11 protein-coding genes and 2 pseudogenes are annotated in these 18616 nt (G+C 43.4%); 12 read left to right on the top strand and 1 reads right to left on the bottom strand.

The window, feature by feature from the left end; all coding sequences use genetic code 11:
• The first annotated feature begins 477 nt into the window (after window positions 1-477).
• From AC4HAO_RS05865 to AC4HAO_RS05810, 12 genes and pseudogenes are all read left to right on the top strand, one after another.
• Window positions 478-4446: an InlB B-repeat-containing protein gene (locus tag AC4HAO_RS05865; protein WP_491134923.1), complete on the top strand. Its 3969-nt coding sequence runs from the start codon at window positions 478-480 to the stop codon at window positions 4444-4446.
• Window positions 4443-4733, top strand: a complete 291-nt coding sequence (locus tag AC4HAO_RS05860; protein ID WP_491134867.1) for an LPXTG cell wall anchor domain-containing protein — start codon at window positions 4443-4445, stop codon at window positions 4731-4733. The genes AC4HAO_RS05865 and AC4HAO_RS05860 overlap by 4 nt, the downstream gene beginning before the upstream one ends.
• Window positions 4734-4963: 230 nt before the next feature.
• Window positions 4964-8554, top strand: a pseudogene (locus AC4HAO_RS05855) (glycoside hydrolase family 70 protein); the annotation flags it as partial.
• Complete coding sequence (locus AC4HAO_RS05850) at window positions 8534-9112, top strand: hypothetical protein (RefSeq protein WP_491134922.1); 579 nt, start codon at window positions 8534-8536, stop codon at window positions 9110-9112. The pseudogene AC4HAO_RS05855 and the gene AC4HAO_RS05850, both read left to right, overlap by 21 nt.
• A 101-nt stretch (window positions 9113-9213) precedes the next feature.
• Window positions 9214-10536, top strand: coding sequence for an RsmF rRNA methyltransferase first C-terminal domain-containing protein (locus AC4HAO_RS05845; RefSeq protein ID WP_491134866.1), 1323 nt, complete (start codon window positions 9214-9216; stop codon window positions 10534-10536).
• 131 nt (window positions 10537-10667) lie between these two features.
• On the top strand, window positions 10668-11540 hold the full coding sequence (locus tag AC4HAO_RS05840; protein WP_491093551.1) for a phosphate ABC transporter substrate-binding protein PstS family protein: 873 nt from the start codon (window positions 10668-10670) through the stop codon (window positions 11538-11540).
• 11 nt (window positions 11541-11551) lie between these two features.
• Window positions 11552-12487, top strand: coding sequence for a phosphate ABC transporter permease subunit PstC (gene pstC, locus AC4HAO_RS05835; RefSeq protein ID WP_447452238.1), 936 nt, complete (start codon window positions 11552-11554; stop codon window positions 12485-12487).
• Window positions 12477-13364, top strand: a complete 888-nt coding sequence (pstA, locus tag AC4HAO_RS05830) for a phosphate ABC transporter permease PstA (RefSeq protein WP_447452239.1) — start codon at window positions 12477-12479, stop codon at window positions 13362-13364. The genes pstC and pstA overlap by 11 nt, the downstream gene beginning before the upstream one ends.
• Before the next feature lie 10 nt (window positions 13365-13374).
• Window positions 13375-14178, top strand: a complete 804-nt coding sequence (pstB, locus tag AC4HAO_RS05825; RefSeq protein ID WP_398601067.1) for a phosphate ABC transporter ATP-binding protein PstB — start codon at window positions 13375-13377, stop codon at window positions 14176-14178.
• Between the two features lie 11 nt (window positions 14179-14189).
• On the top strand, window positions 14190-14948 hold the full coding sequence (pstB, locus tag AC4HAO_RS05820; RefSeq protein ID WP_491134865.1) for a phosphate ABC transporter ATP-binding protein PstB: 759 nt from the start codon (window positions 14190-14192) through the stop codon (window positions 14946-14948).
• Window positions 14949-14991: 43 nt separating this feature from the next.
• Window positions 14992-15645 carry a phosphate signaling complex protein PhoU gene (gene phoU, locus AC4HAO_RS05815; RefSeq protein ID WP_491134864.1) on the top strand — a complete coding sequence of 218 codons (654 nt, stop codon included), beginning with the start codon at window positions 14992-14994 and terminating at the stop codon, window positions 15643-15645.
• A 119-nt stretch (window positions 15646-15764) separates the two neighbouring features.
• A complete protein-coding gene (locus AC4HAO_RS05810) occupies window positions 15765-18308 on the top strand; it encodes a M1 family metallopeptidase (RefSeq protein ID WP_491134863.1) in 2544 nt (847 codons plus the stop codon).
• Between the two features lie 212 nt (window positions 18309-18520).
• Here AC4HAO_RS05810 and AC4HAO_RS05805 read toward each other — a convergent pair.
• Window positions 18521-18616: pseudogene (locus AC4HAO_RS05805) on the bottom strand (IS30 family transposase); the annotation flags it as partial.

The following is an 18616-nucleotide window of genomic DNA, read 5'->3' as shown; positions in this document are numbered from 1 at the left end:
GCTGGTTTTCCTTTTGCCGCAAGGCCAAAGCGGAAAACCTAAACAAATGTGATGAACGCTGTTCATCTTATTTCTAACCTTAAAAGATCCCCCAGATCTTTGGGAGCTTATGCGGGGGTGGGTTAAAAAGGTCTGGAAGACCTTTTTAATCGGGATAAAACTTGCAAAGCAAGTATCAAAAACGGTCTGGGGAGAGACCGTTTCAGGTCACCGCCTAGAAATTAGAGAGTGGTGAGAACCAAAATTTTCAATTTTTGGTTCTTTCCTACTCCCTTTTTATTTATGTAAAAAAACGAACTAAAAATGAAACATAAGCTGTTATCGTAGTAATTATTCAGTATAAATTATATAATATTACATATAAATTAAAAAGGAGAGAGATCAGTGAAGCACACTATCAGAGAAAAACAGCGGTTTTCGATCAGAAAACGCAAACATATTGGAGCCGGTTCGATCCTTTTGGGATTGACCTTATTTATGGTGTCTTTGGGAGCGTCTGCTAAATCAGAGGATCTTGTAACTCAAAATAGTAACGCAGGTGCAGTTCAGCTAGCAGATGAGTCCCCCAATGTGGCTGATAGTGGCGATGCTTCGGCAGCTTCTAATGAAGAAAACCAGGATTCGGTCAATGAGGCTCAAGAAGCAGCAAGGACAGTAACGATTACTTATACGGTTGTTTACGTTGATACCTCTGGGCAGGAAGTTTATCGAACAACTAAGACAAAGACCGTAACCGTTCTAGATCAAACTCCGGCTAGCACTTCCGTAACGGAAAATGGCGAAGAAATTTCTTCAGCTGCTGCCTTGGCTAACTATCAGCTGCTTGGGGGAGCCGTAACGCAAACCATTACGGAATCTGCTGATAATACGATTACCTTGCAAGTCACGGCTAAAGAAACTGGCGAAGATTCAAAAAAGGCTGGAGAGGACAGGGAAGTTTCTGAGCCCTCCTCAGCAGTTTCGACTAGTTGGGAAAATACGGATCAGCAAAGGGATAGGGCACCTCAAGTAGCTGTTGTCAATCAGAATACTATCAACTCAGCAACTGAGATTGACTCGTCTGCCAGCCCTAGATTTGACCTTAAACCGGAGAAAAGCCAGCCCTTGGTTCGTGCTTTTCGCGCATCGGTAGCCAGCAGCACTGCGTTGAATATAGCGGCAACAGCACCCGAGAGCCCAAGTGATTCTGAGCTTCCACCGGAACCTGACGAGGCTGCAGATATTTCTGGTTTAGGCATTACAGAAGTCAAATTTTATAATGAAAATGAGCTGGTATCTACCCAGTATGTTAAGGCGGGCGATTATCTTTTAGAACCAAATCTTCCAATATCGGGAGATAAGGCCTTCAAAGGGTGGTTGTATAATGGCCAAATTTTAGACTTCAGCCAGCCCGTTGATTTTCCAGCGGGAGAAGAAGTTGCTATTCATGCGAATTACTCGGATACAGTCCGCGTAACGTTTAAAAATGACGAGAGTGTCATCGTATCAGTGAAGGAAATTCCGACAGGGACAACAACTGATGCTGATGATGTGGCTATCTTGTCTCCGAAAGATTCCTTTATTTTTTCTCACTGGTCAACTTCGCCTAATGGCAGTGATTCTTTTGATTTTAATCGAGCGATTACACAGGACACTACCCTTTATGCTGTTATTAAAAATCAAAAGACCATTGCATTTGATTCCAACGGTGGAACCAGCATTGCCAGCATTTATATTGATTCTGGATCTGTAGCAGATAATCTACCAAATGGTCTGCCCCAGCCCACTCGTCAAGGTTATACTTTTGCAGGTTGGATTAACAGCCGGACGGGTGCTGCTGTTGATACGGCTGCTGAGATTACAAATGATCAATTTTATAAGGCGCAGTGGACGGCTAATACCGATACTCCCTATAAGGTTGTCTACTGGATAGAAAATCCAACTGGAACGCGTGAATCTAGCGGTATTAATTATGCGGTTGGAGCGATTGACGAATTAAGAGGACGGACGGGGGATCTCATCATCCACCGTACCCCAACTTTCCTTACCAGCAATAATCTCTATGACCTGTCTTCTTACCAACCGGAAGTTGGTCAAAAAAGCATTACAGGTGACGGTGAAGCCGTTCTTAATGTCTATTATGAACGGCACAAATTCCGTTTGGATGTTGTGATGAGGACTTATTGGGGAAATAATACATCAACCTACTATGTTAAGTGGGGAGAGCCGCTGACTCCTTATCTGGATAATAAGGGTGTGTCATCATGGCGTATAAGCCCATCTAATAACCTATTGGCCCGACTCAACTTCCCTATGCCAACCCAGGATACGACTGTTACTCAGGATACTATCGTATTATCTGCCCGGCCAACACTTTACTATATTGATGTTGATACTGGTGAAACGATCAATCAGGTAACTATTAATTCATCTGTTGGCAATACACTTAATATTACGGCACCGGTAGAAGGGTATAGTTTTGTTCGTATTGAGGGACAAAGACCTGGTGCGACTAGTATTAGAATTGACGGCAGTGATATTAGGGCCTACTATCGTAAAAAGAAATTCAATGTCACCTTTGTGACCAATAATGATGCTATCAGAGACTTTGTGTCAAATGTCGACTACAAATCAAAAGTAGAACCCCTTGTCCCAACTTCAATGGAGCAGTATGTGACCAAGAAAAAGGACGAATTCGGGGTCAGCTACGTCTTTACCGGCTGGTATGACAATGCGACTACAAGTGGTGAGCCCGTTGATTTTTCTGATGCACGGGTGCCATCTGGCGGCTTGGTCTACTACGCTGGCTGGGCTAAAGAGTATGTAGATGTAACGGTTCATAAAGATACGGTCCTAGATAACAGTGCGACAGATAAATATGTTTTATTGGTCAGCTCGGGTAATTCTGTCCTCAATCCGGATAATAAATATGCTGTTTTAGATAGTGGGGGTAATGTTGAGAAGGATGAGACTGGTACTCCGCTAGTTGATAGTAGCAAGGTATTTGATGGTGATCTAGAGGTTAATGACAAGATTAACTTTGATGGCAGTCTACTTGCGCCAACATGGTATAAATTAGTTAATGGTCGCCTAGAAAAGGCAAACTTAGCGGATGAAATTACTGAACCAGGAACGATCCTAGTACCTGTCTGGGAGTATCCAGCCAAGACAATCGTCTATAATGCTAACGGCGGTAGTGATGCGCCAGCTACAGATGACTTGCAATTTTTGGAAAATACAACGATTGTTGATCAAGGAAACATGAAAGCTCCAAGTGAGGAGCAAGTATTTACTGGTTGGAATACCTCACCTGATGGAAGTGGCAAGCGTTATACGCCTAGGGAAGTAATTGCATTTAATCAATTTTCTGGAAATACTTTGACTTTATATGCTCAATGGCGTCAGAATCCAGATTATAATTTTTCTACGATCACTTACAATCCAAATGGTGGTAATGGTCCAGTTGTTGAGAAACGTTACAAGGCCAACAGTCCGGTCTACATTAGAAATCAAGGCTACTGGCGTCCCGATCATAATTTGATTGGCTGGTCTACAAAAGAAGGTGCCGTTGAAGGAGACGAAAACTATGGCATCGGCGCCAAAATTCCAGCATCAAATGTGACGCTTTATGCGGTTTGGACTGAAAAGCTAACCGCACAAGCAGTAACACCAAACATCTTGGTAGATAAGACTGATGCAGGGGCAAAGTCGGTTGTAACTACTAATAAACTAAATGCCACCATTGTACCAAGCACTGATGCTTATGGCCTTTCAATAGATGAAAATGGCCATTTAGTCGGTAGAGCAGATGTCACGGATTGGAACGGCAGCCAAGATGAAGAGAGGAATATCAGTCTATCCGTTTCTGTAACATTAAAAGTAACACGACCAAATGGTAATTCTACTAATGAAGTTGTTACTGTTCAGGTGCCGATCCAAGTGCAACGGGATACGGATGGCGACGGGGAACCGGATGTGACGGACGTGGACGATGATGGCGACGGCCTTTCGGATGACCAGGATCAGAATCCGAAGCGTCGGGATACGACGGGGCCACTCATCAGTGCGTCGGATCAGACGGTCTTGGAGAAGACGCCATTTGAGATCGAGGTCAGCGTTAGCGATAATGACGATCCGAGCGCGAGGGTCACGGCAGTGACGGGCTTGCCAGCCGGTGTTAGCTACGATTCAGCAAGCGGTAAGATCAGCGGCTCGGCCGACCAAGAAATCTGGACGAGCGATGAGGACGAAAGTCATGCTTATCCTGTGACGATCGAGGCGATCGATGGCGCCGGCAATGCGACGACGAAGGAGATCACGATCCAAGTGCAACGGGATACGGATGGCGACGGGGAACCGGATGTGACGGACGTGGACGATGATGGCGACGGCCTTTCGGATGACCAGGATCAGAATCCGAAGCGTCGGGATACGACGGGGCCACNGGCGACGGGGAACCGGATGTGACGGACGTGGACGATGATGGCGACGGCCTTTCGGATGACCAGGATCAGAATCCGAAGCGTCGGGATACGACGGGGCCACTCATCAGTGCGTCGGATCAGACGGTCTTTCCAAATCGTACCCGAGTTCATAAAGATGGTGCTAAAGTTTCTTCATCAAAATCAAAGGAGGCTTTACCTAAAACGGGTGATTCTATTAATTACTTGCCATATCTAGGCGTAGCCTTCCTTTTAATTCCCTTTACTTTCTTCGGACTTGAAAAAAAGAAAAGAAATAATGGCAGAGACTAGAACATTATTAAGTTTTTAATATTTAAATCTGGAAAACGAGTCAGCTACAAAAGTGGCTGACTCGCTTTTTCTTATCCGCAAAAGATTAAAAGTAAAAATTTTTTTGTAAAAAATTTAATACTATCTAGTAAAAATTCATATAATTTGGTAAAATCATTAGAAGGTTGAAATAGTTTTTAATAACTTACTGTTTTAACCATCGAATATTTTTTTACAAAGGAGTTTTTTTCATGGAGAGAGAAACAAAATTGCATTACAAGATGCGAAAAGTTAAGAAGCGATGGGTGACTGTGGCCATTGCTACAGCAGCCATTTCAATGACAATGTTGGGAGTAAGCACTGTAAATGCGGACTCGGCAGTAGCTAATGAGGCATTGTCAGCGGATCAGGCTCTTGTGACTAGTCAAACAGAAGTTGTGAAACCCCAAACTGTAGCAGAGCAGCAAGTAGTTCAGGATGCTCCGGCAGCTCAAACTGCTCTTACTCAGCCTGAAGTTGGGGAAAGTGCTGATCTTTCAGTAAACAAGGGTGCTGATCAAGCCAATGTCACAAACCAAGTCAGTCAAGCTCCTGTTGAAGAGAGACAGGTACAAACCACTCAAACGGCTGTGGCTCAACCAAGGGCTGCTAGACAAGTTAACCGTTTGGTGCAGGCCCCAGCAACGGTCAAGACAGATGTTAACCAGTTGGTTGCTGAAACGCCTGAGCTAACGACTCCTCAGCTTGACAATTTAAGCTTATCTAAGTTAGTACAAACACCGTCAGCAAATGATTTTGCCGTCAATAATCAAGCTTACAGCAATCAGGCTAGCAGTTTTGAAACAGTTGATAATTATCTGACAGCTGACTCTTGGTATCGTCCTAAGGCTATCTTGAAAGATGGCCAAACGTGGGTGGCCAGTGGTGAAAATGATTTTCGCCCTATCCTGATGTCATGGTGGCCAGATACAGCGACCAAGGCTGCCTATGTTAATTTCTGGGTTAAGGAAGGCCTAATTTCTGGCAGCTACACACAAAGTTCCCGTAACCTTGATAGTGCTGCCCAAACTATTCAGGCTGCTATTGAAAAGAGAATTTCTTCCGAAGGTAATACGACTTGGTTGCGCAATAAGATGAGTCAGTTTGTTCAATCGCAGTCTCAGTGGAATATCAATTCGGAAAATCCAACAGCTTACCCTAATCAGGACCACTTCCAAGGGGGAGCCTTACTCTTTAGCAATAACGATGCAACGGCCCATGCTAACTCAGATTGGCGTTTGCTCAACCGCAATCCTACTCAGCAAAATGGTCGCGTCAATTACCATAAATCTTCTTATGGTGGTTATGAGTTACTTTTAGCGAACGATGTTGATAATTCTAACCCAATCGTTCAAGCTGAACAACTCAACCATTTCCATTACCTCATGAACTGGGGCGAAATTGTTATGGGTGATAAAGAAGCTAACTTTGATGGCGTTCGGGTTGATGCAGTGGATAATGTCGATGCTGATCTCCTGCAGATTCAGCGCGATTACTACAAGGCAAAATACGGCATTGACCAAAATGAAAAGAATGCCATTGATCACTTGTCAATCTTAGAAGCTTGGTCTGGTAATGATAATGATTATGTCAGGGATCAGGATAATTTCTCCTTGTCTATTGATAATGACCAACGCAGTGCCATGTTGAGAGCTTTTGGCTATGCAACAGCCTACCGCAGCGATTTAAGCACTTTGGCGACAGCTGGCTTGAAAAATCGTAGTCAAACCAACAGCGGTGACCCTATTCCTAATTATGTTTTTATTCGTGCCCATGACTCCGAAGTTCAGACACGGATTGCCAGCATCATCCGGGAGCGTTTAGGAAAAGCGAATACCGATGGTCTAACCAATATCACCTTGGATGACTTGGAAAAGGCCTTCGCTATCTATAATAAAGATATGTACGCAACGGATAAGCAGTACTATATCAACAACCTTCCAATGGCCTATGCTTGGATGCTGCAAAATAAAGATACAGTGACCCGTGTTTACTACGGTGATATGTACACAGATGACGGCCAATACATGGCTACAAAGACCCCGTTCTACAATGCCATTGAAACCATGCTCAAGGCACGTATCAAGTACGTTGCTGGCGGTCAAACTGCTGGTTACAATCAGGATTGGAATGGTGGAGTCTTGACCTCAGTCCGTTATGGTAAGGGAGCCAACAGTGCTACTGACCGCGGAACTAGTGAGACACGTACATCTGGTATGGCTCTTTTGATTAATAACATGCCTAACTTCCAAGCTTACCGCGGTGTGACTCTCAATATGGGAGCTGCCCACACTAATCAAGCTTATCGTCCCCTCTTGCTTTCAACGTCAACAGGTATTGCGACTTATTTGAATGACAGTGATGTTAAGAGTAGTCAGTACAAGTACACAGACAGTCAGGGACGACTGACCTTCAATGCCTCAGAGCTCCATGGTGTAGCTAATGCACAAGTTTCAGGGATGATTCAGGTTTGGGTACCAGTCGGTGCTGCTGACAATCAGGATGTTCGTATTGCTCCTAGCACTAGCCGTAACAAATCATCTGATATCTATACTCAGAGCGATGCCTTGGATTCCCAAGTGATCTATGAAGGCTTCTCCAACTTCCAAGCTTTTGCTAAGACACCTGAACAGTATACCAATGCGGTGATTGCTAAGAATGCAGACCTCTTTAAATCATGGGGCATTACCCAATTTGAAATGGCACCGCAGTATGTGTCATCAGAAGACGGTACCTTCCTGGATTCCGTTGTTTTAAATGGTTATGCTTTTAGCGATCGCTACGACTTGGCCATGAGTAAGAACAACAAGTATGGCTCCAAAGAAGATTTAGCTAATGCTATTAAGAGTTTGCACCAAGCTGGTATCAAGGTTCTTTCTGACTGGGTACCGGATCAGATGTATAATTTGCCAGGCAAAGAAGTCGTAACTGCAACCCGGGTTGACCAATACGGTAGACCTAAGGCTGGTGCGACGATCAACAAGACACCTTATGTAGTTAATACCAAGACTTATGGTGATTACCAAGAGCAGTATGGCGGTAAATTCTTAGATGAACTGCAAAAGCTCTACCCAAGTCTCTTTACGACCAAGCAAATTTCAACAGGAAAACCAATCGATGGTTCGGTTAAGATTACTAATTGGTCGGCTAAGTACTTCAATGGTTCTAATATCTTAGGGCGTGGGGCTAAATATGTGCTCGGCGACAGCAAGGGTTACTTCAATCTGACAGATAACAAGCTCTATTTACCAACGGCTCTGCTTAGCAAGTCAACAAATCCGTCACAACCATCTCAGCCGTCACAACCGTCAAGGCCATCCGAGCCTTCAAAGCCATCTGTTTCAGGTATTTCTCATGATGGTAAGGGCTATGTTTACTATAAGAATGGTGTGCAGGCTAAATCTAGCTTTATCACTGAAAATAATAACCTGTATTACTTTGATCAAAAGGGATACATGGTTACAGGTATGCAAAAGATTAACGGTGCAACTTATTACTTCGGAAAAGATGGTAAGGCTCTGAAAGATGGCATCTATACGGATAATGCTGGTAAAAGCTATTACTTCAACAGTCAAGGAAAACGCCTTGAAAATGGCTACTATCCATTTGGCGATAAATGGCGTCATTTTGAAAATGGTGTCATGGCTGTAGGCCTAACTCAAGTCAAAGGTAAATCTAAGACTTACACCCAATACTATGATGCTCAAGGTTTCCAAGTCAAAGGGGAGTTGGTAACTGATAAAGATGGTAAGGTGAGATATTTCGATAAGCAGTATGGTAATATGGCTATTAATCAGTTTATCACCAATGCGCAAGGGAAAAAATCTTACTTTACTGGAGATGGTACGCGTTACGAAAATGGCTACTATCAATTTGGTAATAAATGGCGTCATTTCACCAACGGCATTATGGATGTTGGCTTGACTCAAGTCAAAGGTAAGTACAAGACTTACACCCAATTCTACGACTCTTACGGTTTCCAAGTTAAGGGCAGTTTTATTACTGACGATAACGGCAAGATAAGATATTTCGATAAAGAATATGGAAATATGGTTTCTAACGAGTTCGTCAAAAATTCAGATGGTGAAACTTTCTATCTTGATAAAAATGGTATTGCCGTAACTGGTTGGCAGGTTATCGATGGACAGCGACTTTACTTTAATACGAATGGTGTTTTAGTTCAAAGGTCAAAACAATCTCGTAATCAGAGATATGAGCGTCCTCGTTATCAAGATCGCCATTCCTTAAGCCGATACTTTTATCGCTATCCGCGTCACTCTGAAAGAAACCGTTACAGTTATGGTTTCAGAAATGATGGGTTCCATGGTATCCGTAATTTCTTCCGCTGGGATAGATTTTAATAGCTGGTATTAATAGATAAAAGTCGATTATATAAGCAGAAAAAATGCTTTAAAAGGCTAGATTGGTGCAAACCACTAGTCTTTTTTGATATAATATTTTTATGACATTACCTAAGGACTTTATTGGAAAATATCAAGCAATTTTAGGAGATGACAGTGATGATTTCTTAGCAAGTTTGCAGCACGAAGCTGTTCCGGCTTTTCGATTGAATCCCTTGAAAAAAGTGCAGCAGAGTTTTCCTGATGCGATTCCTCATACACCTTGGGGCTATTATGGGAAGATCTCGGGAAAATCTATTGCGCATGTTACTGGTTTGGTCTATTCGCAGGAACCCGCTGCCCAAATGGTAGGGCAGGTTGCTGCTCCGACCAAGGGGATGAAGGTCTTAGATTTGGCGGCTGCTCCTGGTGGTAAGACGACCCATCTGCTCAGCTATTTAGATAATACTGGTCTGCTTATCAGCAACGATATCTCTAAAAAACGCAGCAAGATTTTGGCAGAAAATGTTGAACGCTTTGGTGCGCGCAATGCCGTGGTTACAAATGAGCCCCCCCAGCGTTTAGCCAAGGTCTTTCAGGATTATTTTGACCTGATTGTCCTTGATGCGCCCTGCTCTGGTGAAGGAATGTTCCGTAAGGATACAGATGCTATCCAATATTGGCATCAGGATTATCCTGCCCAATGTGCTGGCTTGCAAAAAGAGATTTTAAGGGAGGCTATGACCATGTTAGCTCCTGGTGGCCGTCTCATTTATTCGACTTGTACTTGGGCCCCTGAAGAGAATGAAGACATCATTTCTTGGCTTTTAGAACAATATGCTGATTTAAGCCTGCTTCCGGTAGAAAAAATGAATGGGATGGTTGATGGCATTGATATGCCTGAAACCGCTCGAATGTATCCTCATCATTTTAAGGGTGAAGGGCAGTTCATCGCTCATCTGCAAGATAGGCGGCCTGCGCTCAAGAAGCCCCTAAAAGTCAAATCTCCTAGGAGCAATTTGACTCAGGAGCAGAAGCGCCTCTGGCAGGATTTTGCGGATCAGCTACTAAACATCGAGCTAACAGGTATACTGCAGACCTTCGGCGATGAGCTCTACTGTCTTCCTAAAGGCTTACCCGATTTGTCGGGCTTAAAGATAGCCCGCAATGGCCTCCATCTTGGAACCTTCAAAAAGAAGCGATTTGAGCCCTCCTTTGCGCTTGGTGTGGCTTTAACGAGTGACCAAGTGACCCAGACAGTATCGCTCGATGATCAACAATTCCGCACCTATGTTTCTGGTAATACTCTCACCTTAGATCCCCCTGTGACCAATGGCTGGTATCAGATTTTAGCAGGCGGTAATGGTTTGGGATTTGCGAAAGTTGTCGGAAGCACTTTGAAGAATTCTTATCCAAAAGGATTGAGATTTCAAGGGCAGATGTAACAGTTTTGTTACAATGAAAACTGGTATATCCAAAATAAAGGTAATGTGTTATCATTAGAAGTGGAGGTTTGATGCTTCCAATTATATATTACAATCGCTTGATTTTAGAACTAAATTGACAGGAATTGAAGATGAAAAAATGGAATAAAAAACGTTTACTTCTCCTTGCCATGATGGGGACAGCTCTCTTTTGTCTGTCCGCCTGCGCTAGCTGGATTGATCGAGGGGAGAATATCACTTCCGTCGGGTCAACCGCCCTGCAGCCTTTGGTAGAAGGAGCAGCTGATAGCTTCTCTGAAAAGAATCAAGGTAAGATTATCAACGTTCAAGGTGGTGGTTCTGGAACGGGGCTGTCCCAAGTTCAGTCCGGTGCTGTCCAGATCGGTAACAGCGATGTCTTTGCTGAGGAAAAAAGTGGTATTGATGCCAGCAAATTAGTTGACCACCAGGTTGCTGTCGCAGGGATTGCCGTTATCGCGAATAAAGAGGTAGGAATGAAAAATCTAACACCGGAGCAGCTGCAAAAAATCTTTACCGGTGAATATACCAATTGGAAACAATTAGGTGGCAAGGACTTAGAAATTACTATTATCAATCGCGCAGCAGGTTCAGGAACACGCTCAACCTTTGACAGTGTTATTATGAAGGATAAAGATAGTAAACAAAGTCAGGAGCAGGATTCAAACGGTATGGTGCGTTCTATCGTGTCACAAACACCGGGGGCTATCTCGTATTTGGCTTTTGCCTATGTTGATGATAGCGTAGCAACAGTTAACCTTAATGGCCATGCCCCGACTGCCAAAAATGTTACTACTAACGACTGGCCTCTCTGGTCTTATGAACACATGTATACTAGGGGAAAAGCTACAGGCCTAACCAAGGAATTTTTGAAGTATATTCTCAGCGATGAGGTTCAAAATGGAGTGGTTAAGGATATGGGCTACATTTCCATCAATGACATGAAAGTCATCAAGGATGCAGATGGTAATGTGACTGCAAAATAAGAGGAGTTTTCATGAAAAAACAGGATTTGGCGACGCAATTAACCTCGCCATCGAAAAATTCACGGCTGGAAAAATTTGGTAAGACTATCACCTTTCTTTGCTTAATGCTGATTGCTTTCATTGTGGCCATGATTTTAGTTTTTGTCGCTCAAAAAGGTTTGTCTACCTTCTTTGTTGATGGTGTCAATATCTTTGATTTCCTATTTGGAAAAAATTGGAAGCCGTCAGTTAAAGATGCTCACGGTCAGTATATGATGGGGGCTCTACCGATGATTACAGGATCCTTCATCGTTACTATTTTATCAGCCTTGATCGCGACACCGTTTGCAATTGGAGCTGCTATCTTTATGACAGAGATCTCTCCTAAACGGGGAGCACGCCTACTTCAGCCTGCTATTGAACTTTTGACAGGGATTCCATCAGTAGTCTATGGTTTTATTGGTTTGCAAGTAGTTGTACCGGCTGTGCGGACCCTTTTTGGCGGCACGGGGTTTGGGATTCTTTCGGGAGTTTTTGTACTCTTCGTCATGATTCTGCCCACTGTTACCTTTATGACAACAGATAGCCTGCGTTCAGTTCCCCGCCACTACCGCGAAGCTAGTCTGGCTATGGGGGCAACACGCTGGCAAACGATTTGGCGTGTCATCCTGCATGCTGCTAAGCCAGGTATTTTCACAGCTGTTGTCTTTGGAATGGCGCGCGCTTTTGGTGAGGCGTTAGCTATCCAGATGGTTGTCGGAAATTCAGCCGTCATGCCAACTTCGTTGATTACTCCAGCGTCAACCTTAACGTCAGTTCTAACCATGGGGATCGGAAATACTGTTATGGGAACAGTTCAGAACAATGTTCTCTGGTCTTTGGCTTTGGTTCTGCTGATTATGAGTCTGGCCTTTAATATGCTGATGAGGTTCATTACTAGGGAGAAAAAGGTAAACTATGAACGCTAAACAATTTGATAAAATTATGACAGCAATTCTCTATACGATTGCTGGTATCATTGTTACCATACTGGCTGCTTTGATTCTCTACATTCTGCTCAGAGGACTGCCGCATGTCAGTTGGCATTTCCTGACAGGAAAGTCTTCTTCATATGAAGCTGGTGGTGGTATCGGTATTCAGCTTTATAATTCTCTCTTTTTGCTGGTTATTACGCTGATTATTTCTATTCCTCTTTCTACAGGTGCTGGAATTTATCTGGCTGAGTATGCTAAAAAGGGACGCTTGACAGATTTTATCAGAACCTGTATTGAGATTTTGTCATCACTACCATCGGTTGTTGTGGGGCTCTTTGGTTATCTGATTTTTGTTGTTCAGTTTCAATACGGTTTCTCCATTATCTCCGGTGCTCTGGCTCTAACTGTCTTTAACTTACCGCAGATGACGCGGACAGTCGAGGATAGTTTGCGAAATGTCCATCATACCCAACGTGAAGCAGGATTGGCATTGGGACTTTCTCGTTGGGAAACGGTGCTTCATGTGGTTATTCCCGAAGCAATTCCTAGTATCGTTACAGGTGTTGTACTAGCTTCTGGACGTATCTTTGGTGAAGCGGCAGCGCTTATCTATACAGCGGGGCAGTCAGCGCCTGCTCTAGACTGGGGCAACTGGAATCCTTTAAGTGTTACCAGTCCTATTTCCATTTTTAGGCAGTCGGAAACACTGGCTGTTCATATCTGGAAGGTCAACAGTGAAGGCACCATTCCTGATGCGACTATGGTGTCAGCTGGTAGTGCCGCAATCCTTCTAATTTTCATTTTAATCTTTAATTTATCTGCTCGCTATCTGGGCAAGAAATTACATGCTCGCTTGACATCAGCGAAATAAGGGAATATATATGGCAGAATATAATTGGAATGAGCGTCATATCATGACCTTTGAAGGCAAGGAATTGGCACTTGAGACCAAGGACTTGCATGTTTACTATGGCCAAAATGAGGCCATCAAGGGTATTGATATGCAGTTTGAAAAAAATAAAATTACGGCCTTTATTGGTCCATCCGGCTGCGGGAAATCAACTTTCTTGCGCAGTCTCAATCGTATGAATGATACTATTGATATTGCTAAGGTGACGGGTGAAATTTGGTATGAAGGGATTGACATCAATCGGCCCGAAATCAATGTTTATGCTATGCGTAAACATATCGGTATGGTTTTTCAACGTCCTAATCCCTTTGCTAAATCCATCTATAAAAATATCACCTTTGCTCACGAACGTGCTGGTGTGAAAGATAAACAGACCCTAGATGAGATCGTTGAAACATCGCTTAAACAGGCAGCTCTTTGGGATCAAGTCAAAGACGATTTGCATAAATCTGCCTTCACCTTGTCTGGTGGACAGCAGCAGCGTCTTTGCATCGCTCGGGCTATTTCGGTTAAGCCGGATATTCTCTTAATGGATGAACCTGCTTCAGCTCTTGATCCCATTGCTACCATGCAGCTGGAAGAAACAATGGCTGAACTCAAGAAGGATTATTCGATTATTATCGTTACCCATAATATGCAACAGGCTGCCCGTGTCAGCGACTATACAGCCTTCTTTTACTTAGGTGATTTGATTGAGTATGACAAGACGGCTAAGATTTTCCAAAATGCGCAGTGTCAATCAACCAGCGACTATGTCTCTGGTCGCTTCGGATAGAAAGGAATCTTATGACAGAACCTATTTTACAGGTCAAGGACCTGTCAGTCTACTATAATCAGAAGAAAGCCCTGAATAATATTACTATGGATTTCTTGCCTAATGAGATCACCACCCTGATTGGACCCTCTGGTTCAGGTAAATCAACTCTGCTGCGGGCCATCAATCGTATGGGGGATCTCAATCCCGAGGTGACCTTGACGGGAGCTATTACATATAATGGCCACAATATTTACGGACCAAGAACTGATACGGTGGAACTGCGTAAGGAAATCGGCATGGTCTTTCAGCAGCCCAACCCTTTTCCTATGACTATTTACGAAAATGTTACCTATGGTCTTCGTATCAAAGGAGTCAAGGATAAGGCCGTTCTAGACGAGGCAGTAGAGACATCCTTGATCGGAGCTTCTATCTGGAATGAGGTTAAAGATCGTCTTCACGATTCAGCCTTGGGTCTGTCTGGCGGACAGCAGCAGAGAGTTTGTATCGCCCGTGTATTGGCAACTAGTCCCAAAATTATTTTAATGGACGAGCCGACATCGGCTCTTGATCCAATTTCTTCAGGGAAGATTGAAGAAACGCTCTATGGTCTAAAAGACCAGTACACTATGCTTATTGTGACCCGCTCCATGCAGCAGGCGTCGCGGATTTCTGATAGAACAGGTTTCTTCTTGGCCGGTGATTTAGTTGAATTCAATTCAACCAAGGAAATGTTCCTCAATCCTGCCCATGAAGAGACTGAAGATTATATCAGTGGTAAATTTGGCTAGGCTGACTAGGCAATCATTATCGAATAGATAGGAAAGCGATTTTATGTTACGTACACAATTTGAAGAAGAATTAGATAAATTGCACAATCAGTTTTATGCAATGGGGACTGAGGTCAGTTCCCAAATCAGTAAGACCGTTCGCGCCTTCATCAGTCACGATCGTGAATTGGCGAAAGAGGTCATTGAGTCTGACGATGTTGTCAATAATTATGAAACCAAGCTGGAAAAAAAATCCTTGGAAATCATCGCCCTGCAGCAGCCAGTCTCAACAGATTTACGTTCAGTGATTACTGTGCTCAAGGCCTCCAGTGATGTTGAGCGCATGGGGGATCACGCTTCAGCTATTGCCAAGGCTACTATCCGCATGAAGGGTGAGGAGCGTATCCAAGAAGTTGAAGAGGCCATCAATAAGATGGGACGTGCGGTTCGTGATATGGTAGAAGAAGCGTTGAATGTATATATCAAAGCTGATGAAGCAGCAGCCTATGAAGTAGCTGCACATGATGAGCATATTGACGACCTTTTCGTTGAAACACAGAACCTAACCGTTGAAGCGATCCGCCAGAATCCAGATGCTGCTTTTGCGGCCAAGGAGTATTTCCAAGTTCTGATGTATCTGGAACGGATTGGGGACTATGCTCGTAACCTCTGTGAATGGGTTGTCTACCTCAAAACAGGAAAAATTGTCGAACTTTAGTAATGGATATGTTATAATTGGGGCTGGGACGCGAGTTCTAGCCCTTAACCTTGGTCTGTTCTTGCATAGTGTGGCAGTGACAAAATGTAATAGAATCTTTAAAAGAATGAAGGAGTTTTATGAATTCTGTAGAGCACTTTATTGAAAAATTTGTACCCGAAAATTACAATATTTTCTTAGACATTAACCGCGAAGAAAAGACTTTTTCAGGTAATGTAGCTATCAGTGGTGAAGCACTTGATTATCAGGTATCTTTTCATCAAAAGGGTTTGAGTGTGAGCTCAGTCCTTTTGGACAATCAGGCTGTTGAATTTACCTTAGATGACGAGCATGAGGCTGTTCATCTCAATTTATCTGAGACAGGCAGTATGACCCTGGTGTTAGAATTCTCCGGCCAAATTACAGACAATATGACTGGTATCTATCCATCCTATTATACGGTTGATGGGGTTAAAAAAGAGATTATTGCGACCCAGTTTGAAAGCCATTTCGCCCGTGAAGCTTTTCCATCTATTGATGAACCTGAGGCTAAGGCCAGCTTTGATTTGGCTATCAAATTTGACCAAGCGGACGGTGAAATCGTACTGTCTAACATGCCAGAAACAAATGTTGAATTGCGTCAGGAAACGGGTGTTTGGACCTTTGATACAACACCGCGCATGTCTTCCTACCTCTTGGCTTTTGCCCTAGGAGACTTGCAGAGTAAGAAAGCAAGCACCAAAAATGGCACAGAGGTGGGGATTTTTGCAACTAAAGCTCACCAGCCTTCTTCGTTAGATTTTGCTCTAGATATTGCTGTACGTGTTATTGATTTTTATGAGGACTACTACGGTGTGGCTTACCCTCTTTCTCATTCTTACCATATTGCTCTGCCTGATTTTTCAGCAGGTGCTATGGAAAATTGGGGCTTGATAACCTACCGTGAAGTTTACCTAGTGGTTGATGACAATTCAACCGTCAGCAGTCGCCAACAGGTCGCTTTAGTCGTAGCGCATGAGCTAGCTCATCAATGGTTTGGTAATCTGGTCACCATGAAATGGTGGGATGATCTCTGGTTGAATGAATCCTTTGCCAATATGATGGAATACGTTTCGGTTGATGCTATCGAGCCAGATTGGAATATCTTTGAAGATTTCCAAACAACTGGCGTACCCTTGGCTCTCAAACGTGACGCTACCGATGGTGTCCAGTCTGTCCACGTTGATGTCAACCATCCTGATGAGATCAACACTCTTTTTGATCCGGCTATTGTTTACGCCAAGGGAAGTCGCCTCATGCATATGCTGCGCCGCTGGTTGGGAGATGCAGCATTTGCATCTGGTTTGAAAGCTTACTTTGAAAAGCATCAGTACGGCAATACTGTTGGGCGTGATCTTTGGAATGCTTTGTCAGCTGCCTCTGATAAAGATGTTGCTAGTTTTATGACTGCCTGGTTGGAGCAGCCTGGATATCCTCTCGTGACTGTTAAAGTTGTTGATGACACTTTGATTGTGAGTCAAAAACAATTCTTTATTGGGGAGCATGAAAAGCAGCAGCGCCTCTGGCAAATCCCCTTAAATAGCAACTGGTCAGGCTTGCCAGAAACACTTTCCCAAGAAAGTATTGAAATTCCTAACTATTCCAGTTTAGCTTCTCAAAATCAGGGGGCTCTGCGTTTGAATACCGGCAATACTGCCCACTATATCACTCACTATCAAGATGAATTGTGGGACGCTATCTTGGACGAGTTCGCAGCTTTAGATAAGACTTCTAAACTGCAGGTCCTCCAAGAGCGCAGACTTCTGGCTGAGAGCGGAGAGATTTCTTATGCAGATTTAGTTCCTCTTTTGAACAAACTGCCTGAAGAAACCTCTTATATGGTGGCCGCAGCCGGTGAGCAAATTGTGTCCGGGCTGGACCATTTTATTGACGAAGGAACACCAGCAGAACATTCCTTCAAACAGCTAATTGAGGAAGTTGCAGGACAAAATTTTGTTCGTCTTGGTTATGATAAAAAGCCAGGCGAAGCAGATGAAGATGAAATGGTCCGCCAATCGGCTATCCGTCTGATGCTTAAGACAGATAATAACAGTGCTGTAGCGCAGGCTCATGCTATATTCCAAGAATATAAAGAGAGATTAGAGGACTTGCCGGCTTCCATTCGTGCTTCTGTCTTGACTAATGAAATGAAACATGCTGAGACTCCAGCCTTGGTTGAGCAGTACTTGGCAGCTTACGTTGCTAGCAATGATGGTAACTTTAAACGTCAAATAGCTAATGCGCTCTCTTATACTAAGGATTCAGCGACTCTGACACATATCTTGACTCAGTGGAAGGATAAGGATGTCGTGAAGCCGCAAGATCTATCCACTTGGTATGCTTATTTCCTCATGCGCCCTTTCACTCAAATGATTGTCTGGAATTGGGCTAAGGACAATTGGGATTGGATAAAGGCCACATTAGGTGGAGATATGAGTTTTGATAAGTTTGTTATTTACCCTTCAAATAATTTTAAAACTCCAGAAGCTCTGACAGAATATAAGGCCTTCTTTGAACCGCAATTAAATGACAAGGCGATTGCACGCAATATCACAATGGGAATTAAAGAAATTTCAGCTCGTCTTGATCTGATTCAAAAGGATAAGGCAGCTGTTGAGACTGCAATTCAAGCAGCAGTTGGTTAAATTGAGTAAGGCTAACCTTAGCTGGCATGTCCTCTAAGGAAGTCTTACTCTTTTTGATTTTATGCTCTTTGAATATACTATGCTGTCAAATCTTTTTACCCTATTGCCAATTCCGCACAACTAATTGTGTTCAAAAGATCTCCTGATTTTTTGAAACTATCATTTGCATAATCGAGGATAAGAGATGAATTGCAATAATAAGTGCAACTTTTTTAAAACTCATTCAACAGTGCCTCAAAAGCTGTTCTGTAACCTAAACATTTTCGTGGGCGTTGGTTAATTTCAACTAAAGCTGAATACAATTCCTC

This window comes from Streptococcus sp. ELY_137, assembly GCF_058314515.1.
This window is presented reverse-complemented; position numbering and strand designations above follow the sequence as displayed.